Annotated in this window: 20 protein-coding genes and 1 riboswitch; of the genes, 7 read left to right on the forward strand and 13 right to left on the reverse strand. The window is 52.6% G+C overall.

Annotation, left to right across the window (positions count from 1 at the left end; genetic code table 11):
* Positions 1-41: 41 nt before the first annotated feature.
* From ACFSX3_RS32515 to ACFSX3_RS32535, 5 genes are all read right to left on the reverse strand, one after another.
* The gene (locus ACFSX3_RS32515; RefSeq protein ID WP_209991852.1) at positions 42-3710 is read right to left on the reverse strand and encodes a response regulator; all 3669 of its coding nucleotides are present in this window, start codon (positions 3708-3710) and stop codon (positions 42-44) included.
* Entirely contained in the window at positions 3707-4879 is a 1173-nt protein-coding gene (locus ACFSX3_RS32520) for a PP2C family protein-serine/threonine phosphatase (RefSeq protein WP_209991851.1), read from the reverse strand. The genes ACFSX3_RS32515 and ACFSX3_RS32520 overlap by 4 nt, the downstream gene beginning before the upstream one ends.
* 210 nt (positions 4880-5089) lie before the next feature.
* Positions 5090-5437, reverse strand: coding sequence for a general stress protein (locus ACFSX3_RS32525; protein ID WP_209991850.1), 348 nt, complete (start codon positions 5435-5437; stop codon positions 5090-5092).
* A 91-nt stretch (positions 5438-5528) separates the two neighbouring features.
* Positions 5529-6065 (reverse strand): hypothetical protein, encoded by a 537-nt coding sequence (locus tag ACFSX3_RS32530; protein ID WP_209991849.1) that lies wholly within the window; start codon positions 6063-6065, stop codon positions 5529-5531.
* A 70-nt stretch (positions 6066-6135) separates the two neighbouring features.
* The gene (locus ACFSX3_RS32535; RefSeq protein ID WP_209991848.1) at positions 6136-6642 is read right to left on the reverse strand and encodes a DUF948 domain-containing protein; all 507 of its coding nucleotides are present in this window, start codon (positions 6640-6642) and stop codon (positions 6136-6138) included.
* A 201-nt stretch (positions 6643-6843) separates the two neighbouring features.
* On the opposite strand from ACFSX3_RS32535, the gene ACFSX3_RS32540 reads away from it, so the two are divergent.
* Positions 6844-7011, forward strand: coding sequence for a DUF1328 domain-containing protein (locus ACFSX3_RS32540; RefSeq protein ID WP_036730311.1), 168 nt, complete (start codon positions 6844-6846; stop codon positions 7009-7011).
* A gap of 281 nt (positions 7012-7292) precedes the next feature.
* Positions 7293-7700 (forward strand): hypothetical protein, encoded by a 408-nt coding sequence (locus ACFSX3_RS32545; RefSeq protein WP_209991847.1) that lies wholly within the window; start codon positions 7293-7295, stop codon positions 7698-7700.
* Between the two features lie 247 nt (positions 7701-7947).
* Here the strand turns inward: ACFSX3_RS32545 and ACFSX3_RS32550 are convergent, their stop codons facing one another.
* Together ACFSX3_RS32550 and ACFSX3_RS32555 are read right to left on the reverse strand one after the other, a co-directional pair.
* Entirely contained in the window at positions 7948-9021 is a 1074-nt protein-coding gene (locus tag ACFSX3_RS32550) for a C40 family peptidase (RefSeq protein WP_209991846.1), read from the reverse strand.
* A gap of 212 nt (positions 9022-9233) precedes the next feature.
* A complete protein-coding gene (locus ACFSX3_RS32555) occupies positions 9234-10103 on the reverse strand; it encodes a cation diffusion facilitator family transporter (protein WP_209991845.1) in 870 nt (289 codons plus the stop codon).
* 134 nt (positions 10104-10237) lie between these two features.
* Between ACFSX3_RS32555 and ACFSX3_RS32560 the strand changes: the two genes are divergently transcribed.
* Entirely contained in the window at positions 10238-10423 is a 186-nt protein-coding gene (locus tag ACFSX3_RS32560; RefSeq protein WP_209991844.1) for a hypothetical protein, read from the forward strand.
* 113 nt (positions 10424-10536) lie between these two features.
* Here ACFSX3_RS32560 and ACFSX3_RS32565 read toward each other — a convergent pair whose 3' ends face one another.
* Positions 10537-12162, reverse strand: coding sequence for an ABC-F family ATP-binding cassette domain-containing protein (locus ACFSX3_RS32565; RefSeq protein ID WP_209991843.1), 1626 nt, complete (start codon positions 12160-12162; stop codon positions 10537-10539).
* A 95-nt stretch (positions 12163-12257) separates the two neighbouring features.
* Positions 12258-13256, reverse strand: a complete 999-nt coding sequence (locus ACFSX3_RS32570; protein ID WP_209991842.1) for an MBL fold metallo-hydrolase — start codon at positions 13254-13256, stop codon at positions 12258-12260.
* A 252-nt stretch (positions 13257-13508) separates the two neighbouring features.
* Between ACFSX3_RS32570 and ACFSX3_RS32575 the strand changes: the two genes are divergently transcribed.
* Together ACFSX3_RS32575 and ACFSX3_RS32580 are read left to right on the forward strand one after the other, a co-directional pair.
* Positions 13509-14642, forward strand: coding sequence for a virulence factor (locus tag ACFSX3_RS32575; protein WP_209991841.1), 1134 nt, complete (start codon positions 13509-13511; stop codon positions 14640-14642).
* A gap of 98 nt (positions 14643-14740) precedes the next feature.
* A riboswitch (Lysine riboswitch) is annotated at positions 14741-14958 on the forward strand.
* Positions 14959-15110: 152 nt separating this feature from the next.
* Positions 15111-16598 carry an amino acid permease gene (locus tag ACFSX3_RS32580; RefSeq protein WP_209991840.1) on the forward strand — a complete coding sequence of 496 codons (1488 nt, stop codon included), beginning with the start codon at positions 15111-15113 and terminating at the stop codon, positions 16596-16598.
* 117 nt (positions 16599-16715) lie between these two features.
* Here the strand turns inward: ACFSX3_RS32580 and ACFSX3_RS32585 are convergent, their stop codons facing one another.
* Entirely contained in the window at positions 16716-17366 is a 651-nt protein-coding gene (locus tag ACFSX3_RS32585; RefSeq protein WP_209991839.1) for a nitroreductase family protein, read from the reverse strand.
* Between the two features lie 109 nt (positions 17367-17475).
* Between ACFSX3_RS32585 and ACFSX3_RS32590 the strand changes: the two genes are divergently transcribed.
* Both ACFSX3_RS32590 and ACFSX3_RS32595 read left to right on the forward strand, forming a co-directional pair.
* Positions 17476-17841 (forward strand): MerR family transcriptional regulator, encoded by a 366-nt coding sequence (locus ACFSX3_RS32590; RefSeq protein ID WP_209991838.1) that lies wholly within the window; start codon positions 17476-17478, stop codon positions 17839-17841.
* Positions 17842-17920: 79 nt separating this feature from the next.
* Positions 17921-18244, forward strand: a complete 324-nt coding sequence (locus tag ACFSX3_RS32595) for a DUF3889 domain-containing protein (protein WP_339220351.1) — start codon at positions 17921-17923, stop codon at positions 18242-18244.
* 40 nt (positions 18245-18284) lie between these two features.
* On the opposite strand, the gene ACFSX3_RS32600 is transcribed toward ACFSX3_RS32595, so the two are convergent.
* From ACFSX3_RS32600 to ACFSX3_RS32610, 3 genes are all read right to left on the reverse strand, one after another.
* Entirely contained in the window at positions 18285-19424 is a 1140-nt protein-coding gene (locus ACFSX3_RS32600) for a transglutaminase domain-containing protein (protein WP_209991837.1), read from the reverse strand.
* A 358-nt stretch (positions 19425-19782) separates the two neighbouring features.
* Positions 19783-20169: an immunity 22 family protein gene (locus ACFSX3_RS32605; protein ID WP_209991836.1), complete on the reverse strand. Its 387-nt coding sequence runs from the start codon at positions 20167-20169 to the stop codon at positions 19783-19785.
* A 12-nt stretch (positions 20170-20181) separates the two neighbouring features.
* A complete protein-coding gene (locus ACFSX3_RS32610) occupies positions 20182-22239 on the reverse strand; it encodes a hypothetical protein (protein WP_379254972.1) in 2058 nt (685 codons plus the stop codon).
* Positions 22240-22260: the final 21 nt, after the last annotated feature.

Here is a 22260-nt window from a genome sequence, read left to right on the forward strand (position 1 = left end):
TGGTTTCAACCTACTGTATAGCTATTACCCCGAAATCACGCTTACGAATACAACCAGACGCGCATTAACGAAAGAAGCTGATCGGTGCTGATCGGTTTCTTCATATAATCGGAGGCTCCAGCTTCAATACACTTGGCGCGGTCCTCCTTCATCGCCTTGGCTGTAAGCGCTATGATCGGCAATTTCTGGTACTGCGGCATCTGCCGGATACGGCGCATGGCTTCATATCCATCCATCTCCGGCATCATCATATCCATCAGCACCAGGTCATAATCACTCTGTTCGACCAGCATGTCGATGGCCTCGCGGCCATTCTCGGCAAATTTCACTTCCATGTGATAGCCTTCAAGCACGCTGGAGAGGGCGAAGACGTTGCGGATATCATCATCGACGAGCAGAATTTTCTTGCCGTCAAACAGTTCTTCTTTATTGTGCAGCTTTTGCAGAATTTTACGCTTATCCTCCGGCAGATTTGCTTCCACCCGATGCATGAACAACGTCGTCTCATCCAAAAGCCGTTCCGGCGAGCGGACATCCTTGATAATAATCGATTCGGCATATTTGCGCAGCTTGGTCTCTTCTTTACTGTCCAGATCTTTACCGGTATAAATAATAATCGGCAGATTGTTCAGCGCCTCATCGTCGCGGATCTGATCCAGCAGCTCGAATCCGGTCATATCATCCAGCATCAGGTCAAGGACCATACAATCGTATCTCTGCGTGTGCAGCTCGTTCAGGGCCTCCTGGCCAGAAGAAACTGCCGTAATGACAACATCATCATGACCGATAAGCTCTTCGATGGAGCGGCGCTGAATATCGTCGTCCTCTACGATCAGCAGATGCTTCATCGTGCTTGCGGTATAATTCTCAATCTGCGAAAAGGCCCGCTCAAGCGCTTCCCGGGAGGACGGCTTTCTCAGATAGGCCATCGCCCCCATCATGAGCCCCTGCTTCATCTCATCATTCACAGAGATCACATGCACTGGAATATGGCGCGTCTGGGAGTCGCCCTTAAGCTCCCTCAGAATCGACCAGCCGTCCATAACGGGCAGCTGAATATCGAGAATGATTGCGTCCGGCAGCATAGTCTTGGCCATCTGTAGGCCAGTATCGCCCTGTAGAGCTACAAGCCCCTTGAAGCCGCGCCCGCGGGCCATGCTCAGTAATATCTTGGCAAAGCTCTCATCATCCTCAATAATCAGCAGCACCTTGTCGCCGCTGGCAAGGGATTCCCTGTCATCTTCGACAACTACAGGCACAGCAGGTGTAGGGGCAATATCCCCCGCTACATCCATTGACACGGGTACCCGATATTCCTCAAGCTGTGCAGGCTCCCCGGCAGGTGCGGCTTCTATCGCTCCGGGCAGCAGGCTGAAGTTCCCCTGGATGGGTAGATACAGCGTAAATACGCTTCCTTGCCCTTCACGGGACTCCAGTCCGATGGCTCCGCCCATCAGGCGGGCTAATTCGCGGCTGATCGACAGCCCAAGCCCCGTACCGCCATATTTGCGGCTTGTCGTGCCGTCCACCTGCTGGAACGCCTCGAAGACGATGTCCAGCTTATCTGACGGGATACCGATGCCGCTGTCTTTGACGGATATGGAGATATACTCATATTCATGGGGCAGATAGGCAGGCAGCCGCTTGACGTCGGCACGGCTGACAGAGAACTCTATATACCCTTCGCTGGTGAATTTGAAGGCATTGGACAACAGGTTGCGCAGGATCTGCTTCAGTCTGTGGCTGTCACTGTACACGCTGTCCGGCAGCGGCTCATCAAACGACAGGCGCAGCGACAGCCCCTTCTGCGCAGCCAGTGGAGCAAAGTTCTGCTTCACGAAGGTCTTCAGCTCGACCAGCGGAATCTCTTCATGATTCAGCTCCATTTTGCCGGCATCGACCTTGGACAGATCGAGAATCTCGTCAATCATCTTAAGCAGATCCGCACCTGACATATAGATGGTATGGGCGAATTCCACCTGTTTCTCGCTCAGGTTGCCCTCCTTATTCTCCTTAAGGAGCTGGGAGAGAATCAACAGGCTATTAAGCGGGGTCCGCAGCTCATGGGACATATTGGCGAGAAACTCGGATTTGTATTTGCTGGTTACCGCCAGCTGCATCGCCTGCTTCTCCAGCTGCATACGGGCATGCTCAATTTCATCCTTCTTCTCTTCAACCTCCTGCACCTGATCCTGCAGCGCACGGGTCTTGGAGACCAGCTCTGTATTGTAATGCTCCAGCTCTTCCTGCTGCCGCTGCAACAGCTCCTCTGAGCGCTTCAGGGCATCCGTCTGCTCCTCCAGGTTCTCGTTGGAACGGCGCAGCTCCTCCTGCTGGGTCTGCAGCTCCTCCGACTGGCATTGCAGCTCTTCGGTGAGCGCCTGCGATTCGCGCAGCAACTCTTCAACCACCAGCCTGCGGCTGATGTTGTTCAGAATAATCCCCAGATTACTGGAGAGCTGATGGAGCAGTTCATTCTGCAGCACCGAGAACGGTGTGAAGGAAGCGAATTCCACCACACCCAGCACCTCATCCTCGAATAAAAGCGGCTGGATCGATATATAACTCGGATGCGATTCCCCAAATCCGGAAGATACCGCGATATAGTTGTCAGGTGCCTCTGTCAGCTTGATCGGCAGCTTATCCAAGGCGCTCTGCCCGACCAGTCCCTGACCGATCTCGAAGCTCTCCTTGGGTGTAACGCCCTCCTCACCGGCATAAAAAGCACTGCTGACCAGCAGGTTCGGATTGTCCTGGCTCTTCAGATAGACGGCACCATACTGGGCTCCCAGCACAGGCGTGAACTCACTGATGAAGGTCTGGGATACCTGATCCAGCGAGCTGACGCCGCGCAGCAGCTCCGTGACCCGGGCTATATTGGCATTCAGCCAAGCCTGATCGCTCTGGGCCTGGGCGTAGGACCGCTCAAGCTCCTGTTTCTGCTCGATATCTTCAGCCATCTGCTGGAACACCCGGGCTACATCACCAATCTCATCCTTTGACATCACCTTGATCCGGCGGATGGCCCGCATTTTGCCGTTGCCGAAGCTGGTGATCATCATGGAGACGACACTTAGGCCGCGCGTAATGCTCGGTATCACCCACAGAATCACACCCAGCCCGAGCAGCAGCCCCAAGGCCATGATCAGGGTGACCATCTGAATCGATCTGGCGGAAGCCTCCTGGGCTGTGGCAGTCTCCTCGGTCATCCGGAAGGCATTGTAATCAGACAGGACATTCAGACTGTTTAGCACCTCGTTCTGAATATCCTGTCCTTCTGCATTGCGGTACGTATTGGCGTTCTGAAAAAATCCGGCGCCGAGCATCTCCAAGACCTTATTCTGATACTTCAGATAAGCGGAGTAGGAGTTCTCAATCCGTGATAACATCTGCAGTTCCTCTGCCGTCTTCAGCGAGGCCTTAATGTTCTCCAGGTGCTCTCCGGCCTTAAGGACCTTACTGTCGATTTCCGATTTCTGCGCTTCCACAGTTACGGTATCGGCATTAAGCATAGATGTGGTCAGAATCCGTGCCATGTCGTTCACTTCGCCGCGAAGTCCCGAAGAAGCGCGGCCCTTACTGTATCTCTCCTGGTAGCTGTCAAGCTGGCCGCTCATATAATGCAGCCTATCATAGCCGATCATGGTAAGGGCCAGCATAATGGCCAGCATCGCACTGAACCCGATTAGCAGTTTCGCCTTAATCTTCATTGCCTATCTGTTCCTTTCTTCATAGAGATCCATACCAGACATTTATCATCATCACGGTCCGAATTGACAGGTTCGCTCAGGAAGGCAGCGCGCATAACCTCTTCCTGCCAGTCATGAGTGGAATTCAAATGCCCGATCATGAATTGCAGCTGTTCCTCCTGACCGCCCTCCACCATCTCCAACAGGCCGTCGGTGAACAGCACCAGATGACCCTCGTCCTCATAGCTCAGGCTCTGCTGCTGGATATCAATCCGGTCAAACAGCCCGACCGGATGGCAGTTGCTCTCAAGCAGCACCGGCGTCTTAGCCTCTCCCTCAAAGAACAGCGCCGGCGGATGTCCGGCATTCACATAGTTAATCCGCTTCATGCGGGTATCAATGACAAGATAAATAGCGGTGAAATAATACTGGACCAGCTGCTTCTCAATATAAAGCTGGTTAAACCGTCTGTTCAGCTCCTGAATGACCTTCTCCGGCTCCACATAGGTGGTTACAGTATCCTTCAATACTGAGGCCAGGAACATGCAGAACAGGGAGGACGAAATGCCGTGACCCATCATATCCAGCAGGATGACCGCATAACGCCCGTCGCCCAGCGGATACCAGGCATACAGATCTCCGGCCAGCTCGAAAGAAGGCTGATAGATGGCATGTACCTCCAAGGCCTCCTCGGCCAGCGGCAGACTGAGCACGGCATTCTGTACCAGGGCAGCGAGCTTCAATTCATCCTGTATCCGCTGATCCCGCTCCTTATGCCAGTCCTTCTCGCGCTTCAGCCGCAGTGCCAAGCGGATACGGGCCATCAGCTCCACCTTATTGATCGGCTTCGTCACATAATCCACCGCCCCGGCATCCAGAGCCTCGGCGAGCTTCTTGGAGTCACCTACAGCCGTAACCATAATAATAGGAATATCCTTCAGGTGCTCATATTGCTGGACCACACGGCAGGCTTCAATTCCATCCATTTCCGGCATCATCATATCCAGCAGAATCAGGTCCACATCGGACGGCCTGGGCTGCACGTTCTCTCCCCCCACACCGACGCCCAGCAGCTTCAACATATCTATTGCGGACGAAGCCGTTATGAAATTCCGGTAATCTTCCTTCTTGAGGATTTCACGGATAATAATTACATTGGTAGGATTGTCGTCTACGATTAATATTCTCAAGCTTCCTCACCTCACGCGTATAATGTTAAGCTCTTCATCCCGCAGTTCTCTCATTCTATCATACGTTATTTACACGGCCTGTTACCAACCCGCTAGATATTGGCATAAACAGGTTCCCGTCTTCAACAAAGTAACCTCCAGTCCCACTAGATCTAGTGGGACTGGAGGTTACGCTATTGTACTATGGAGGTCAAGCAAACTGAGCTTGAATTATTGTGGGTTTCTTTTGGCAATAACAAGAACCTTGCCTGTATCAAGCTCTTTCTCATAAAAGGCCGCCTCCGCTGCGCTGAAGCCAAGGGAAGTAATCTTGAAGCGTAAAGCGTCGCCACGCGAACGGAAGAGATTGGCGATTGAACCAAATAGCCCTTCTTCACTCAGCCCTACTTCATTAGTATCTGCGGCGTCGACAATACGTCCTTCGCGGTCTTCATCGTGACTGATCACATAGAGATCCTCTCTGGTGTAGCCGCTGCTACGGAGCCGATTCACTTCTTCTATCGCCTGAATACCGTTCTCCAGCAGCTTGGCATAGGCCTGTGTACCGATTGAATCCATGAAATCACTCTCCTTCATAATGGGTAAGGGGCAAGCCACCGGATAGATGACTGAGCATTCATTAACCAGAAATCCCGCCCTTGAAACAGCTTCAGAAGGAATTGGCGTCAAACAAATCCAATCCATCCCATTCGCCGCTCTCCTTATGGCGGTAGATCTTGAACGCAGCATCTCCCCTAATATAAACATCCCCATCCTCGGCTTCAAAATCAGGCGCACCCAGCATATCCCGCACGTTCATGGTCTGTGGATCGAGTAGCTGTCCGTTAAGCCTCAGACCGTATTGCCCAGCCTGAGCAGGTGAAGCATGAACGTAGAGGACAACGCCGCCGCATACCCCAGCCGAGATATCGGCATATGAATATTCCAGGCATCCCGCCCAAGGATCTTCAGCAATCTGCTGAGGGGCTCCCTTGGCATCCAGCAGCTCCTCTTCCGTCATATATAAGCTAATGCCGGATAAGGAATCGAAGCTGCTTATGTAAGGATCGGCAGCGATATTATGCTCGAAGGCGAACATCGCCGGGAGCTGTACGGCGGTTGCAGAAGCGGCAGGGACAGTCATATCTTGCGGCGTTGCAGATATGAAGGGAGCAAGCAGACCAAGCAAGAGAATAACCATTTTCATAGGAGTTCCGCCTTTCATGAGCTGGTATTGCCCCGTCCTGTGCCCCGCCGTATATCATTCCATCAAGGGATTAGTGGCGGAATTTCTGCCAGATCGCGGCGGCTGCATCCACGCCTTTGAGGGCTGTTGCGACTTTGCCCTTGGATTTGCTTGAACTCACTGCCTCATAGGATTGAACGGTTCTCTCCTCGGCTGGTGTTAACGGGGCTTCTGCGATAGATACCGACTTTGCCTTATCCTTCAGTTCACGTGATTTACGGAATTTCTCGATCACCGTTACCGATACCTGCTTCACGGTCAATGTCAGCTCGTTCATGACATCGCCCAGATTCTTCACGGAATCCACAATCGGGTCAATCTTCTGAATTTTGCTCTGGACATCAGCAGTGATGTCATTGGCATGCCGGACTGTTGTTTTCACTTCATAGGTAAGCTCATCGATAGTCTTCTGAACCTCCTGCAGCGTCTGGCTGACCTTGTCGAGCGAGTCCTTCGCTGACTTTAAGGTTTTGATTAAGAAGAATACGAGTACTGCAAAGGCGATAGCAGCCAGTGCTACGCTAAGTTCAATGATCATTTTGAATAACCCCTTCCTAGTGTCTAATTCCTAGTGTCTAAATTGTCGGTTTGCCCTGTGTGATACTGCATAGTTACCCTTACAGAATTCGGCCGAAACAAAGGTCAAGCCCCTGGAATCCTCTTCCTTTCCTCCCTGTTTCAAATGGATAAGCCTCGTTTAAACAATGACTACATCAACGCACAGAAAGGATGACTCCTCATGTTAAGATGGTCTATCATTCTGCTGGTGGTTGCCCTGATTGCCGGTATCTTCGGATTCTTCAATATTGTGGCGGCGGCTGTCGGTATTGCCAAAGTATTGTTCTACATCTTCCTGGTCCTCTTTGTGGTCTCCCTCTTTATGGGGCGCAGGGGACGATCAATGTAGTCAAGTCTACCGTTAGCTAACTGCTTCCAGGCAGTGCTGCAGGCCCGGAGGTCTCCGTCAGGAGACCTCCGGGCCTCTTGCTGTCTTCAAAAAGTATAGGCCTTTCCGCTCAGGTTGTCATCCATGATTCGGACCGGAATGAGGCTTTACTCGTCAAGCGGGACAGGAATAAATAAATTTCCTTGCCGACAATGGTTCATACAATGCAAATTATGTTTATATCCTTATTAGCACAGCATGAACATAGAAAATCGTACCAACATACCTAGGAGGAATCATCAATGAAAAAATTAGCCAGTTTAACAGTAGCAATGGGTCTTATGGCTTCCATAGCAGCAACAGCTTCCGCTGCTGAGGTAACAACAGGAACAACAGCAACTACCAAAACCACTTCTTCTGATGCAGTAGCTACTGTAACCGGAGCCACTTACCTGAATCCGGCAGACCCGGTAATTACGCCAGCGGACATCAAGCCGGCGACTCCTCAGATCATTCTGACCAAGACTACAGCGTTCCATCTTTCTATGGGAAGCATGGCAACTCCTGCAGGCTGGCTGAGTGCACAGACTGTTGATACTACCGGAGTGATCATGAAGGACGCAATGGGCAACGAATGGAGAGAAGTCTACACTTGGCTGGGTACAGCCTGGATTAAGGTTCCTTCCTCCGCATATGTAATCAATCCATAAACGACTGACACATAGGAGTCATAGCTGCTCAACTCATGTGCTGCAGCTATGACTCACGCATGTATCTGACAAGGCCCGTGGATGTTAATCCAGACGGCCTTTTTTTGTGTGTTCATGTTACGACAAAAAGGGTTATCCCTTCAGTAGAAGCTTCTACTGAAGGGATAACCCCACCAAACACCCGATTGTAGTTCACCCGTCACAAACTTGTACTGCCTGTCGCTTCTTGCTGTCATAGCTCTATATGTTAGCGGATGACCGAACCTCCGTACAGGAAACGGTTCATCCATGAAGCGCTTAAATTATCTACTCTTACACCGCCGGAGCTTACTGAATAGGTATGCAACAGCTTCCCGTCACCCAAATACATGGCAACATGCGTAATTCTTGCCGTAGACTTGTTGATCCCTGTATAAGCAGAGGGAGAAGTTCCTTTATAATCCATGAAGAACATCAAATCACCGCGTTTCAAGCCGGCTATATCCGTGACCACAGCGCTGTTCTGCTTGACCCAATCCCCCTGTTGCCGGGAATCGGCAGGCAGCTTCATGTTCGCTGCGTCCATGAAGATCTGGCGGATGAAATCCGAGCAATCGAAGGTACGGGTATCATTGCGGCTGGAGCCGAATTCATACGGCGTTCCCAGATAGCCCATCCCCGCTGCGATCACAGGTTCAATCCCTGCCGTCTGCCCGGCTGTAGGTACAGGTGCCGGAACTGGTGTCGGCATAGGCGTCGGAACAGGCGCCGCCGGTGTTGGAGCAGGCGATGATGAACCAGCCGCTACAATATACTGGTCAGATGAGCTTGTATACCCCACCGTACCATTTGCCGTTCTTATTTTGTACCAATAGCTGTTGGTTTCTTCAAGGATGGTAACCTGGTCATTCTTGTAGAGATATCCAACCACTGCTCCGCTTGTTCCAGGGGTATCCCGGACACGGACCGTGGATTGGATCACTGCAACCTGTGAGGCAGGTGCGGAAGCCGTAACCACCCGGATATAAGAAGCCCCCGAGCTTGTATACCCCACAATCCCTTCTGCCGTTCTTACTTTGTACCAATAGCTGCCCGCAGCTTCCAGAATAACTACCTGGTCGCCTTTATTTAGATATTTCAGTATCGTGCTGCTGTTAGACGGATCTGTACGCAGCCGGACTGAAGCTTCAATGATACCAGTCTGTCCGGTGGATGCCGCCAACGTTGAAATCGAAGAATCGGTTGCAGCGAAGGCCTGTCCCGGATTGAACACTCCCAAGGATAATGCCAGTGATGCGGAAACCCAGAGTGATGCTGTAAATTTCTTGCGTGATACGATCATAGCGTTCCCCCGCTTAGCGTATTAAGAAATTCAACAACGGCGCGCGCTACGTTTGTTGCTTTCTGCCCTCATTATAGGCCTACCCGGGATTTGGAACATGCTCCAAATTTCACAAAAAACCTTTCCATCTTATGGTAACATGCAGGTCTATAGTCTCGATTTCTCCTTGGATTTGGTGGAAATTACAGCTAACTAGGAGAAATCATGGAATGTTACTCCTTGGGCTCCACATGAACTTGCACATGCATGATGTTGTGCAGCTTGGTCATCCGCTCTTCAATCGAGTCGCTGATCTCATGCCCTTCCATGACCGTCATGCGGGCATTGACCTCCACGACCACATCCACCAGCACATGATTACCATGTACACGGGCCTTCAAATCCTTGATGCCCTCCACGCCCGGCGTCCGGGCAATGGTGCTGCGCAGGTCCAGCAGCTTATCTTCGTCAAAGCCGTCAGTCAGCCGGTACGTGGAATCACGGAAAATATCCCAGGCTGTCTTGATAATCAGCAAGCCGACTCCGATGGCGGCAGCCGAATCAATCCATGGCAGCCCGAACTGTGCCCCTACTATGCCCACAGCCGCGCCGACGCTGACTATCGCATCCGAGAAATTGTCCTTCGCCGCAGCCATCAGCGCATGGTTATTAATTCTTTTCGCCAGACGCTTGTTATATATATATACCCCCATCATCGCTACGGCACACACCAGTGCCACACCGGCAGACCAGAGCTGCGGTGTAGCCTTGGCTCCCTCGAACAGCGAGCGCACCGCTTCCACTATGACCTGGATGCCCACCAGCGCCATAATAAAAGAGGCCATTAGCGCAGCAATCGTCTCGGCCCGGAAATGCCCGTAGGTATGATCGGAATCCGGCGGCTTCCGGGAGATGCGCAGACCGATCAGCACCGCCAGCGAGGCTACAATATCGGTTAAATTGTTGAAGCCGTCTGCCAGGAGTGCACTGGAGGCGAACAGGTAACCGCAGACCAGCTTAAAGGCGGACAAAATCACATATGCGGCGATACTGACCAGCGCACCCTTTTCACCCTTGCGGATATCTTCATAAATATCGGTCATCTCTGCCCCTCACCTTCTCCCTATCCCTGCCGCATAAATACAGGAAATCTTTCTTTGAGTTATTCTTGCCCTTGTAGCCGCATTTAAAAACATTTAGAATAAGAAAAGGACTTGCTGCCTAAGGGGGTAACATAATGAGCGAGAACAATGAGAAACCAAAAATTAATTTGGCCGATGCCATCCGCCAGAAGCTGGAGCAGAAGAAACAGCATGCTTCGGGAAAACCGGAGTCAACCTTCCAGGCCGGCTCCGCGAAACCGCTGAAAAGCCAGAATAACAAGAAGCCGAACAATCAACGCCGCCGGACTGGCGGGTCTTAGATTTCTAACTTTGTTGTATATTTTGAACATAAACGGCTGCGTGATCCCTTCGGGGACGACGCAGCCGTTTGTCGTATGAACACCTTACCGTTCATTCTGTCTCTATCTGGTTCTTAAGCCTCTGCAGGGTACATCCGGGCACGCATTTCCTTGATCTCCGGGTTATCCAGATACTCGTCATAGCTCATCGTACGGTCAATGATTCCAGCCGGAGTAATCTCGATAATGCGGTTGGCAATCGTCTGGATGAACTGATGGTCATGGGAGGTGAACAGGATCGTGCCGTCAAAGTCAATCAGCCCGTTATTGAGCGCGGTGATCGATTCCAGGTCCAAGTGATTGGTAGGCTCATCGAACACAAGCACGTTCGCCCCGTTCAGCATCATCTTGGCCAGCATACAGCGGACCTTCTCGCCCCCGGACAATACGCTTGCCTTCTTCAGTGCTTCTTCGCCGGCGAACAGCATCCGGCCGAGGAATCCGCGCAGGAAGGTTTCGTCCTGATCCTTGGAATACTGGCGCAGCCACTCCACCAGGTTCATGTTCACCCCGTCGAAGTAGCTGGAGTTATCCTTAGGGAAATACGCCTGGGTGGTTGTTACTCCCCAAGTATACTCACCCGCATCTGCTTCATTCTCGCCCATAATCACATCGAACAGCAGGGATTTTGGCTGGGAATGCGGTCCTACAAAAGCGATTTTATCCCCTTTGTTCACTACAAAGCTGACTTCATCCAGCAGCTTGTCGCCGTCCACAGCCTTGGTCAGGCCGCTGATCGTAAGCAATTGCTTGCCGGCTTCACGCTCCGGCTTGAAGTTCAGGAACGGGTATTTACGGTTGGAAGGACGGATATCGTCCAGTGTAATCTTCTCGAGCTGCTTCTTACGGGAAGTCGCCTGCTTCGATTTGGAAGCATTGGCCGAGAAGCGCTGAATGAAGGCTTGCAGCTCCTTCATCTTGTCTTCCTTCTTCTTGTTCGAGTCGCGCTGCAGGGCCTGGGCCAATTGGCTGGACTCATACCAGAAGTCGTAGTTGCCGACGTACATCTGGATTTTGCCGAAATCGATGTCCGCAATATGCGTGCAGACCTTGTTCAGGAAGTGACGGTCATGGGATACCACAATAACAGTGCCTTCGTAGTCCATGAGGAAGTTCTCCAGCCAGCCAATGGATTCAAGATCCAAATGGTTGGTAGGCTCATCGAGCAGCAGGTTGTTCGGACGTCCAAACAACGCTTGGGCCAGCAGTACACGGACCTTCTCGTTGCCGCTGAGTTCGGCCATTTTCTTATCATGCATCTCACGCATAATACCAAGGCCAATCAGCATTGCAGCCGCATCAGGCTCAGCATCCCAGCCGTTCAGCTCTGCAAATTCACCTTCCAGTTCACCCGCGCGAAGTCCGTCAGCTTCAGTGAAGTCGCTCTTAGCGTACAGAGCATCCTTCTCCTTCATAATTTCATATAGCCGGGTATGGCCCATAATTACTGTCTCCAGCACCAGATGCTCATCATACTCGAAATGGTTCTGCTTGAGTATCGCCAGTCGTTCACCGGGTGTAATATGCACATCGCCGATGTTCGCTTCAATCTCTCCGGACAGAATCTTTAGAAAGGTCGATTTGCCGGCGCCGTTCGCGCCAATCAGACCGTAGCAGTTGCCGGGGGTGAATTTTATGTTTACGTCCTCAAATAGTGCGCGTTTTCCGTAGCGGAGTGTTACGCCGCTTGTGCTAATCATTAAGCATTACCATCCTTTTCACTTAGGTTCCGGCTCATTATAGCATAAAATCAAGCAAAATGGCCCTTATTACGGCTCTTATTTAAGTAGAAGTGTTATTGCCCCGCCGGGCGTTCCTCGGGCTGGACGACCAGCGTCTCCCCATAGCCCAAGGTACGGATACGTTCCTCGCTGAGCCCCTGCGCCACCCTCGCCTGCTCCATCCGGTCCAGCGCTTCGCGCGCGGTGTCATCGGCCAGCCTGAAGGTTCCGAAGTGCATCGGAATCATCAGCTCTGCGCCAACATCAAGGAAGGCCTGCACGGCCTCCTCGGGATTCACATGCTGGGAGTTCATGAACCATTCAGGTTCATAAGCGCCTATCGGCATCAGCGCCACATGCAGCTTGAAGCGGCTGCCGATCTCCTTGAAGCCCGGGAAGAAGCCGCTGTCCCCGGCAAAATAGAGGTTAGGCGGAAGCAGCTTATGCTGCGCCTTGCCCTCCTCCCCCTCCGGGTGCTTCTGCGGGTCTGCCGGCTGAAGCACATAACCGCCCCAGTGTGAGGAATTCGTATCGAACGGCGTTCTCCGCGTCCAGTGCTGGGTCGGGACAAACGTCAGCTTGATTGCGCCCAGCGTAATCTCCTGCCACCACTGCATTTCCTGGCAGTTCGGGAAGCCTTTGCGGTGCATCTTGCGCTTCAGTCCGGCAGGCACCACAATAGTTGTTCCTTCCCGGTACAGCTTGCGGATGGACGCGATATGCAGGTGATCATAGTGGGAGTGGGAGATCAGAATCAGATCGATCGGCGGGATATCCGCCAGCGGAATGCCCGGCTGACCGATCCGCTTCTCGAAGCCCAGCCGCCGCGCCCAGATCGGGTCGGTGATGATATTAAGCCCTTCGTATTGCAGAAAAAAAGTGGAGTGCCCGATCCACGTAATCGTCGTCTCCAGCCGGTTCCCGGCCAGATAGTCCAGCCGCGGCGGATGATTCGGTACTTTATAGGTGTAATCCTTCTTTTTCTTCCGGCGGTCCTCACGCCATTGGCGGAATTCCTTAAGCGTTTTATCGGTGCTGACATTGTCGATGTTGTTATAACGTATTTTGGCCATAGCAAGAACCACTCCTTATAGCAGATTTGCCTTTTCTGTTGCCCGGCGGCAAACCCCGTATCTTAACTATAGGGTTCCGCAGAATCATTTGCAAAATTACAGGGCTCTGCGGGACGCTCATTACAAATTGTACCCAAATGGCTGGGCGGGAAACGTCCGGGCTTGCCGCCAACTTTGTATTCGCCCATTGAAATGAGGTAAAATGCGGGTAAAGCAAACGGTGCTTATGCTACTTAGAAGAGGAGCTGACATATGAAGATTACATTTATTGAACCGACACCGAGTCCAAATACGATGAAGCTTCATCTGGACGAAAGCCTTGCCCCAGGTATCCGCCGGACCTACACCCCGGATACCCGGCGCTCCGCCCCTTCCTGGGCGCAGGAGATGCTGGAGATTACGGGCGTTACGAGTATCTATCATGCCGCTGACTTCGCCGCGCTGGAGCGCAAAGGCAGTGCCGACTGGGCTGCAATTCTGCGCGAGGTCCAGAACCGCTTCGGGGCGGACGGACTCAGCGCCGAATACAGTCTCGGCGATGAGAATGACGGCACCCACTACGGGGAGTCCCAGGTGTTCGTGCAGCTGTTCCGCGGCATCCCGATTCAGATCCGCGTCAAGACCGGCGCGAAGGAGGAGCGTATCGCCCTCTCCAGCCGCTTCACCCAGGCGGTGACCGATGTGGCCAGCGCTGTGATGATCAAGGAGCGTAAGCTCAGCGATTACGGCGTACGCTACGGCGAGCCGCCGGAGATTGCCCGCGAGGTCGAGCAGGAGCTGGAGGCGGCGTATCCGCAGGAACGCCTCGACTCCCTCGTGCAGCAGGCCATCGCGCACGGGGCTGCCGGCGAGTTCGTCGAGCAGCGGCACAAGAAGGAGCAGGCCGAGCTGCTGCGAGACCTGCACGCCGAGGATTGGCGCGTGCGCTACGCCGCGCTGGAGGATCTGGCGCCGGGCGAGCAGCTCCTGCCGGAGCTGCGGGCGGCGCTCCATGACCCCAAGCTGCAGATTCGCAGATTGGCGGTCGTGTACCTGGGCGACATCCGCACGCCCGGTGCGATGGAGCTGCTCTATGAGGCGATGAAGGACAGCGCCCCGGCCGTGCGGCGCACAGCCGGGGACACGCTCTCCGACATCGGCGACCCGGCTGCGACGCCGGTGATGACGGCGTCGCTGAGTGATGCCAGCAAGCTGGTGCGCTGGCGGGCGGCACGCTTCCTCTACGAAGTCGGGACCGCCGAGGCCCAGGACGCGCTGAGCGTTGCTGCCGAAGACCCCGAATTCGAGGTTGGGCTGCAGGCCAAGATGGCGCTGGAGCGGATTCTGTCCGGCGAAGAAGCGGCGGGCACCGTCTGGCAGCAGATGTCGGAGCGCCGGCGGAGCTAACGTGAACCTGCCGTATTTTGTCATTGCCTGAGAAGCCGGTATGCCTTATACTGATTCCTGTTGTTCATAATCGTTCAAAGATAGCCTCATCATACCTAGGATGAGGTAGAGGTCGCGGATAAGAAGAGTAAGCACGTGGAGATGCCTAAGAGCCATCGGTGATACGTGCCCAAAGGAATATCCGCCGAAATCGTAACTGCTGCTCTTAGTCCGCAGCTACGATTGGGGCCGTTTGCCGAAAGGCGCGGAACTGTCACTGTGTATTGCCGCCTGTCAGGAGACTGCGGGAGCTGCACCGTGTTGCGCTATCTTAACAGGGAGTATGATGCGGAGCCCATAATCAGGAAACCGCAGCGTCCGTCTGCGGTTTTTTTGCGTGCATCATGCCGGGAAGAAGACACTGGCATATGCAGGCAGCGGCACTCCCCCTGTGAACAGAACCATCAATCTAAAGGGAGTGTCTTATTCATGCAACCACAACAACCAAAACGGCCGGTAGTACAGGCGGGCAACGCCAATACACCGGGCCTGCGCAAATCCTTCAAAGCAAGACATCTGACCATGATCGCCCTCGGCGGCTCGATCGGAACCGGACTGTTCCTCGCCAGCGGCGGGGCCATTGCCTCCTCCGGTCCGGGCGGAGCACTGCTCGCCTACACGGCCGTCGGCATTATGGTCTATTTTCTGATGACCAGCCTTGGGGAGCTGGCAACCTATCTGCCCGATTCCGGTTCCTTCAGCACCTACGGCACGCGGTTCGTCAGCCCCGCCTTCGGCTTCGCTATCGGCTGGAACTTCTGGTACAACTGGGCGGTGACCATAGCAGCCGAACTCTCAGCAGCCACCGTTATTATTAAGTATTGGTTCCCGGACAGTCCCTCTTTCCTGTGGAGTCTGCTCTTCCTGTCACTCATGTTCGGCCTGAACTTCCTGTCTGCGCGGGGGTACGGCGAGTCGGAATACTGGTTCGCCATTATCAAGATTATTACGGTGGTCTTCTTCCTCATCGTCGGTGTCCTGATGATCTTCGGGATTATGGGCGGCAAGGCGGTGGGCTTCAGCAACTTCCAACTGGGAGGCAGCTCGTTCCATGGCGGCTTCTTCGCCTTCGTCGGGGTCTTCATGGCCGCCGGGTTCTCCTTCCAGGGAACGGAGCTGGTCGGTGTCGCCGCCGGAGAGAGCGAGAACCCGCGCCGGAACGTGCCGATTGCGATCCGCCAGGTGTTCTGGCGCATCCTGATCTTCTATATTTTTGCCATTGCCGTCATCGGCCTGCTGATTCCTTATACAAATCCAGATCTGCTCCGCGGCGGTATTGATGATATCGGCGTCAGCCCGTTCACGATCGTCTTTAACAAAGCAGGGCTGGCGATTGCCGCCTCGGTAATGAATGCCGTGATTCTCAGCTCCGTGCTGTCTGCCGGTAACTCGGGAATGTATGCTTCCACCCGCGTCCTGTACGCCATGGCCAAGGATGGAATGGCACCGCGCGCGCTCGGTAAGCTGAACCGCAGAGGTGTTCCTGTAGGCGCGCTGCTCGTGACCACCGCTGTCGGCATGCTCGCCTTCCTCGCCTCCTTCTTCGGAGACGGCGCGGTGTACAATTGGCTGCTTAACGCTTCCGGGATGTGCGGCTTCATCAACTGGCTCGGAATTGCCGTCTGCCATTATCGCTTCCGCCGGGCCTTTGTGAAGCAGGGCCATTCACTGGATGAGCTGCCTTACCGGGCAAGATGGTTCCCATTCGGTCCGCTGTTTGCCTTCGCCCTGTGTATGGTCGCCGTATTCGGCCAGAACATGGGTGCCTTCACCGGTGCGAAGATCGACTGGTACGGCATTCTCGTCTCCTATGTCAGCGTGCCGCTGTTCCTGCTGATTTGGCTGGGCTATGGCTGGTTCCGCAAAAGCAGCCTTATCCCGCTGGAGAAGTGTGACCTGAGCACCCACGCAGACTGATTCATTGCAGCATAGCAAAAGACCGGTTTTGATCCCGCAGCAGCGGGCCAAAACCGGTCTTTTAAATAGGAATAGCTTAAGTATGCTTCTATTTGCGGGAATCCCTGCAGCTATTGATTATGCCCAGGTGGTGATCGTTTCGACCGGCAGACGGTAGGATGGATACCCCTCTTTGGCGGCTTTGCCTATCGAGATCAGCATGACCGGCTGGAACCGTTCTTTGTCCAGGCCAAAAGCTTCTGCAATATGCTCCTTGTCAAACCCGGCCATCGGATTGGTATCGTAGCCGTGCGCACGGGCAACAAGCATCAGTTGCATAGAGATAAGCCCCGAGTCAATCAGATTCATATCCCGTAATTCGGACGCGGAAATCTTCGCATAATAAGGCTTAACCTGCTGCAGCTGCATATCCATCACCTCGCGGGGCATGTACCCAAGCTCCACAGCCTTGCCGAAAATTTCGTCCATATATTCAACGTTGTTCGTATCATAAAATACCGCAATCACAGCCGAAGAGGTGAGCGCCTGGGTCTGGTTGAAGGTGGCCAGCGGTGCAAGCTTCGCTTTGCCTTCAGCGCTGTCAATGACCAGGAAACGCCATGGCTGCAGGTTAACGGCAGAGGGGGCGCGGGAAGCTTCCGCCAGAATCTCGGTCATTTCCTCTCTGCTGATTTTCACCTCAGGATCATAGACTTTCACGGAACAGCGCTCCAGGACGATTGCATTGAAATCATTGGTTTTGTGGAATTTGCCTGTCATTGTGCTCATAGTTACTTCTCTCCTTTTTATATATAATGTGCTGATATTGAATCATCACTAGGAGAATTGTAAACTATAAACTATAGTTCATAGCAAGCACAAACCATGAGGTGATGGCATGAAGATTAGTGAAGTCGCAACAAAGGTAGGCCTTCCTATTTCAACCCTGCGTTATTATGAGAAAATGGGCATCATTACGGAGGAGTATATCCTCAGAGAAGAGAATAATTACCGGAATTATGTCCCGGAAATCGTTCAATATATCGAAGTGGTAAAGAATTGTATAGCGGTTGGATTTTCAATCCAGGACATTAAGTCTATGATTTCCAAGCATGGAATATCCAAGGATGAGCAAGCTCGCATTATACATCACAAAATAGCAGAGATTGAAGACGCGCAGAAAAAAATGGAGACTTCCAAGCAATCTCTGTACGGGATTCTTGACATGAACATCACTTGTGAGGACGGGTTCGGAAAAGCCTGAATCTTCAAGAAGCAGTCCAGGCATAGAAGCGCCTTCGTAGGGACACGCTAACCAATATTCACACCCCAAGGAGGCCGCTATGAAAATGAAAAAAAACTGGATGATAGCCTTGCTGATGCTCCTGCTCGTCACCGCCGCTCCGGTTAGCCGGAGCTCCGCTGCACCTGACTATGCCCGGTGGGGAACCATCGCCGTGAAGGAGGCGCAGCAGAAATACAACGCCGAGATCATCGATTACAAGCACATCGGCAGGACCCAGATCAGGCCAAAGCTGGCAGAAGAGAAATTCAAGCTGCTGGTCCGAAGCAAGGCAGGCCGGGAATTCGGCGTAGTTGTGATGGTCCGCTTCAACCCTTCAACAAACAAGCTTCAGACCATTCAGTTCCTGGAGACCAAAGCCTGAAGCTCCACCCTGGCTGGCTTGCCGGGTAGCTGACAAGCTTTTATTTCCAAGTGACGTATACCTTAAGATCTCCTGTATTCTCGAACGGCGAACTGTTGAAGGCCAGGTTGTTCAGCCTCAGATCGTAGAGCACCTGCAGGTCCTGCCTCAGCAGCTTGTCGCTTCCGCGATAACGGAACAGCAGCGATTGCCGTCCGGCCTCTGCCGCCTGCTTCGCAAGCTCCTTGAGCTGTGCCGCCGACGAAACCACCTGATTCTCCTCGTACAGCCAGTAATTCAGGTCCTTCTGCAGCCTCTTGTATGCCTCCACCCCCTGGCCCCCTTGATTGACCAGCTTAGATAGGGTCTGGGCATAACTGGTGGAGGCCGCCGGATAGGACTTGGTCCAAGTGTGGTCAAGCCGCAGCTGGGCATCCGTCCTCATATAATAGAGCGTGCTGATTCCGCCCTCCGGACTTGGGTCCGGGTCATCCCAGGTGGTGTCGAGATGATACCATGCCCCGTTCAGCTGCACCAGATTCCAGGCATGCGACTGGGTTACGCCGTCTGCCGCCCTGGCCGTCCCTTCCACAATCCTGTTCGGAATCCCCGCGCCCAGCAGGAGCTTATAGGTTAGCAGCGTATAGCCCTGGCAGACCGCACTCCCGGTCTGAAGTCCCTCGTAAGCGGTGTATTTGCGGTGCGAGTGATCATATTCCAGATTCAGCACGACCCAGTCGTGGATCGCTTTTATCTTCTGATGATTGTTCATCCCTGGTGTTATAATCTGCTGCAGAATAGCCTTCACCTGCTTGTTAACATACGCCGTCTGCTGCAGCGTCTCCCGGTATTCCACCTGTACCGTCACATGAACAGCACGCGTGCTTCCACGGTAAGAGAACGCATAGCTGTCAATAATATAATACAGGTACGGGTCGCTCCCCATCGCCTGATTAATTGCCGTCTGGATCTCACTCTTCAGCTTGGCGGTCTTGCCCTGATAAGTGAAGGTGATCGTCTCTCTGCGGTTACTCATCGCTCCGGCCAGCTTCTGCGTCATTCCTTGTGTGGTCTGCACGACCGCCGAATCCGATGCAGCATACGCATGCTCGTATCCCCAGTACGTCGCAGGCGGTATAGCTGCAAACACAAGCATAAGTCCAACCGCTGTCTTTATCAGCGATCCCTGTCTCTTCCCCATATGATCCGCGCGCCTCCTGCAATCTATATCATCGGCCATAACCGTATACTCTATAGTAAATGCCAATAATGCCCTGTTTACAACCCCAACCTCAAGAACGTAAATTTGTGCCAGCCTGACCTATTCATTATATCATCTCTAACCGTCCAACTTGGCATGGATAGCACAAACAGGTCAATCATGGTAGTATCTAACCATAATCAACCTGTTCATTGTATCGTTATTGCGGGATTTAAGTTATGAGTATATAGCCTTTAATGTACGTATAACCGAAAATGAAGAATCTTTATACAGGTATTACATGGGGTATATGTGTTATTGGTTGAAGGATGGGTTTATTCGGCACAGGGTAGCCCCACTATCGATATTCTACCGCACCTAAGAATCTGAAGTAATTAGATTGAATGGTTACTTCGACAATTGCCCCAGTATATTCAAAATTATACAATAAAACTATTGCATTAATATCGTTCGGCAAACCTTCTTGCACTAGGGCAGTAAATCTTGGAACAATTTCATCATCATAAGAGAATCCCTCGAGTAATTGATTCAAGTCATCACTTACTTCTTCATAATACTCTGCTTCTCTTACAGCATCATCATATCTACGAATGTTAATGTGTTTTGCAAATATGGATGGAATAAAATCACCCTCATCTGAATAAGAAACAACAAGTAATCTATCCAACTCCTCAGAAGATTGGACATTCCCTGCCCACAAAGATACGAAACCTTCCTTTTCCATGCTAATCCCCCTCTAAGGTTTTAATCCGTTTGGCAGAGCATCTGCCCCACCATCAAATCTATAATTCGCCCAGTTTTGTAATCTTCTTTTAAACATACCATAATCAGTAGACGAATCAATAATGTCTAACAACTCATTATGTGCTGTTGTTGAGCCTTTCCCACCATGTTTACCTTTAGGATTTACAAACTTGGTGTTGCTAATAAGTGTTCGCATTTCAGCAATCTGCTCACTCGTGATTCCCCATCTTTTAAAGACATCTGCTCTTGATACCAAATGCCACTCATGTAATCCGCCTGGATGTCTGAGCCGGTCTTTGATGATATCCCTTAGTTTAGGATCTGCCCATACTTTGTCAAATTCATCAGGAGTCAAAGAATTGAACCATTTATTAAACTCACCGTTTCTAACTGACGGAACAGAATCAAGAACTTTACCCGGCCCCTCAACCTTACCACCCCCACCATCCACCGCATCCATATACTTCTGCTGCACCGGCGTCTTCGGCAAGGCTGGAGTATCGGGGATCTCCCCTACCTTGAACACAAACCCTTCCGGCGTCTGCACTACCGGACCCAGATTCGGAAGCTTCTGCTTGATCCCTTGCAGGGCATCCTTCGCCACTTGGCTGACGGCGTCTTCTACCTCGCCCAGGACTTTACCCACTTTGCCGGCCTTCGTGACCTGTAGTCCGGGAACAAGGATAGAGGCGACCGAACCCAGCATCGCAGCTTTCTCTTCGGGTGTGCCTTCGTCAAATTGATGATACGCCATCTTCGCCGCTTCCACTAGCACTTCCGGATGGTCAATTAGATATTTCGCCTGATTCTTCATTTCTGTGGTGGTTTTGACCGGGTCTACCACTAGCTTGAAGGCAAAGGTTGCCGTATCCGCTACGCCCATCACGACCTCTTTCACCAATCCTTCGGTAAAAGCCAGCACTACATCTCCTGATTGACGGACCTTGCTCTGCCATTTCGTGAGGCCGTACGTGTTATCCAGCCACCCCAGATAACTGGTGTACATGGGGGTAAGATATTCATTCGGTACATAGACTTTGGCCTGATAAAAGTCCCAGGTGGGCTCATTTTCCTTGTTGTCTGCGGTAATTGGCGTGCCGTCCGGCAGGGTAAGCGGCGGCCCGTTCAATCGCCGCTCCGCTTCGATCTGCTCTTGAACCTGTTTAAGCGCCGCTGCGAGCTGGATCTCCTGCCGCTTGGCTGCAAGCTGACCCCGCGCATAGGCTCCAGCGGCGGTCTTCTCCATCGCCAGCCGCAGCAGCAATAAATATTCTTCGTTATGTAGTAACGGTACCTTGTCCGCCGTGATTGAAGGGTCATACTCACAGGCTGTAACCGCTGGTTGTCTGTAATGGGCGCTTAGATCCTTACCGGCTTCATAGTAGATCTTGCCTACGCCTAGAGAAGCCAGCTTCTGCCGGGCTTCTTCGGCCTGTGCATGAACAGCCTCCATCTGCGACTGGTTTCCAAACGCCTGATACACCTTGAAGGCCATCTGTGCCTTGGCGATCTGATTCCGCGCCGCAAAGATATCGCTCAGCTTACTTTGTGCAGCTATACTCTCTACGGTCAGCAGGCCGGAGGTCTGAATGACATTCCTGAGCTGCTGCACCACCGGGTCCCTGCTGAGCTCATCTTTTCCTGATAGAGCGGCAATTGAAGTGATGAGGTTCGTCGCACTTCGCTGCACAAATTCGGGGATGGAGAGCCGTCCGGCGGCTGGTTGCAGTCCCAAGCTTCCGAAGGCTGCGAGCAAAAGATTAAATTGCCCCGTCAGCTTGTCCGCCTGCCGTTTATTCTCTTCCTGTAATTCCGAGACGCCTCTGAGGGCGACCCGGATGATATCCTCTAATTTCTCCGCTTCTACGGTTAATTCATTGATCAGAACCTGGGCCCTGACCATTTGGTCGCCCATGGGAATACCGCCCCAGCTACTGGACTGGCCCTTCAATTGAAGATATAACCGATTGGTTTCCTGACTCACTTGGCCGATCTTCGATTGCAGGCGCCTGACTTCATCTTCGTTAAATACTAGCTTTGTTGACGCCATAACCATCCTTCCCGCCGAATA

It is taken from the genome of Paenibacillus rhizoplanae, from assembly GCF_042684125.1.
Classification (GTDB): domain Bacteria; phylum Bacillota; class Bacilli; order Paenibacillales; family Paenibacillaceae; genus Paenibacillus_AQ; species Paenibacillus_AQ rhizoplanae.

What these genes read in the sequence shown, in the direction of transcription:
- ACFSX3_RS32570 (WP_209991842.1), bottom strand. Translation starts at nt 13,256, where the DNA reads ATGGCCAAAATACGTTATAACAACATCGACAATGTCAGCACCGATAAA.
- ACFSX3_RS32550 (WP_209991846.1), bottom strand. Translation starts at nt 9,021, where the DNA reads ATGATCGTATCACGCAAGAAATTTACAGCATCACTCTGGGTTTCCGCA.
- ACFSX3_RS32525 (WP_209991850.1), bottom strand. Translation starts at nt 5,437, where the DNA reads ATGGATTCAATCGGTACACAGGCCTATGCCAAGCTGCTGGAGAACGGT.
- ACFSX3_RS32555 (WP_209991845.1), bottom strand. Translation starts at nt 10,103, where the DNA reads ATGACCGATATTTATGAAGATATCCGCAAGGGTGAAAAGGGTGCGCTG.
- ACFSX3_RS32560 (WP_209991844.1), top strand. Translation starts at nt 10,238, where the DNA reads ATGAGCGAGAACAATGAGAAACCAAAAATTAATTTGGCCGATGCCATC.
- ACFSX3_RS32530 (WP_209991849.1), bottom strand. Translation starts at nt 6,065, where the DNA reads ATGAAAATGGTTATTCTCTTGCTTGGTCTGCTTGCTCCCTTCATATCT.
- ACFSX3_RS32565 (WP_209991843.1), bottom strand. Translation starts at nt 12,162, where the DNA reads ATGATTAGCACAAGCGGCGTAACACTCCGCTACGGAAAACGCGCACTA.
- ACFSX3_RS32575 (WP_209991841.1), top strand. Translation starts at nt 13,509, where the DNA reads ATGAAGATTACATTTATTGAACCGACACCGAGTCCAAATACGATGAAG.
- ACFSX3_RS32590 (WP_209991838.1), top strand. Translation starts at nt 17,476, where the DNA reads ATGAAGATTAGTGAAGTCGCAACAAAGGTAGGCCTTCCTATTTCAACC.
- ACFSX3_RS32600 (WP_209991837.1), bottom strand. Translation starts at nt 19,424, where the DNA reads ATGGGGAAGAGACAGGGATCGCTGATAAAGACAGCGGTTGGACTTATG.
- ACFSX3_RS32535 (WP_209991848.1), bottom strand. Translation starts at nt 6,642, where the DNA reads ATGATCATTGAACTTAGCGTAGCACTGGCTGCTATCGCCTTTGCAGTA.
- ACFSX3_RS32515 (WP_209991852.1), bottom strand. Translation starts at nt 3,710, where the DNA reads ATGAAGATTAAGGCGAAACTGCTAATCGGGTTCAGTGCGATGCTGGCC.
- ACFSX3_RS32605 (WP_209991836.1), bottom strand. Translation starts at nt 20,169, where the DNA reads ATGGAAAAGGAAGGTTTCGTATCTTTGTGGGCAGGGAATGTCCAATCT.
- ACFSX3_RS32540 (WP_036730311.1), top strand. Translation starts at nt 6,844, where the DNA reads ATGTTAAGATGGTCTATCATTCTGCTGGTGGTTGCCCTGATTGCCGGT.
- ACFSX3_RS32580 (WP_209991840.1), top strand. Translation starts at nt 15,111, where the DNA reads ATGCAACCACAACAACCAAAACGGCCGGTAGTACAGGCGGGCAACGCC.
- ACFSX3_RS32595 (WP_339220351.1), top strand. Translation starts at nt 17,921, where the DNA reads ATGAAAATGAAAAAAAACTGGATGATAGCCTTGCTGATGCTCCTGCTC.
- ACFSX3_RS32610 (WP_379254972.1), bottom strand. Translation starts at nt 22,239, where the DNA reads ATGGCGTCAACAAAGCTAGTATTTAACGAAGATGAAGTCAGGCGCCTG.
- ACFSX3_RS32545 (WP_209991847.1), top strand. Translation starts at nt 7,293, where the DNA reads ATGAAAAAATTAGCCAGTTTAACAGTAGCAATGGGTCTTATGGCTTCC.
- ACFSX3_RS32585 (WP_209991839.1), bottom strand. Translation starts at nt 17,366, where the DNA reads ATGAGCACAATGACAGGCAAATTCCACAAAACCAATGATTTCAATGCA.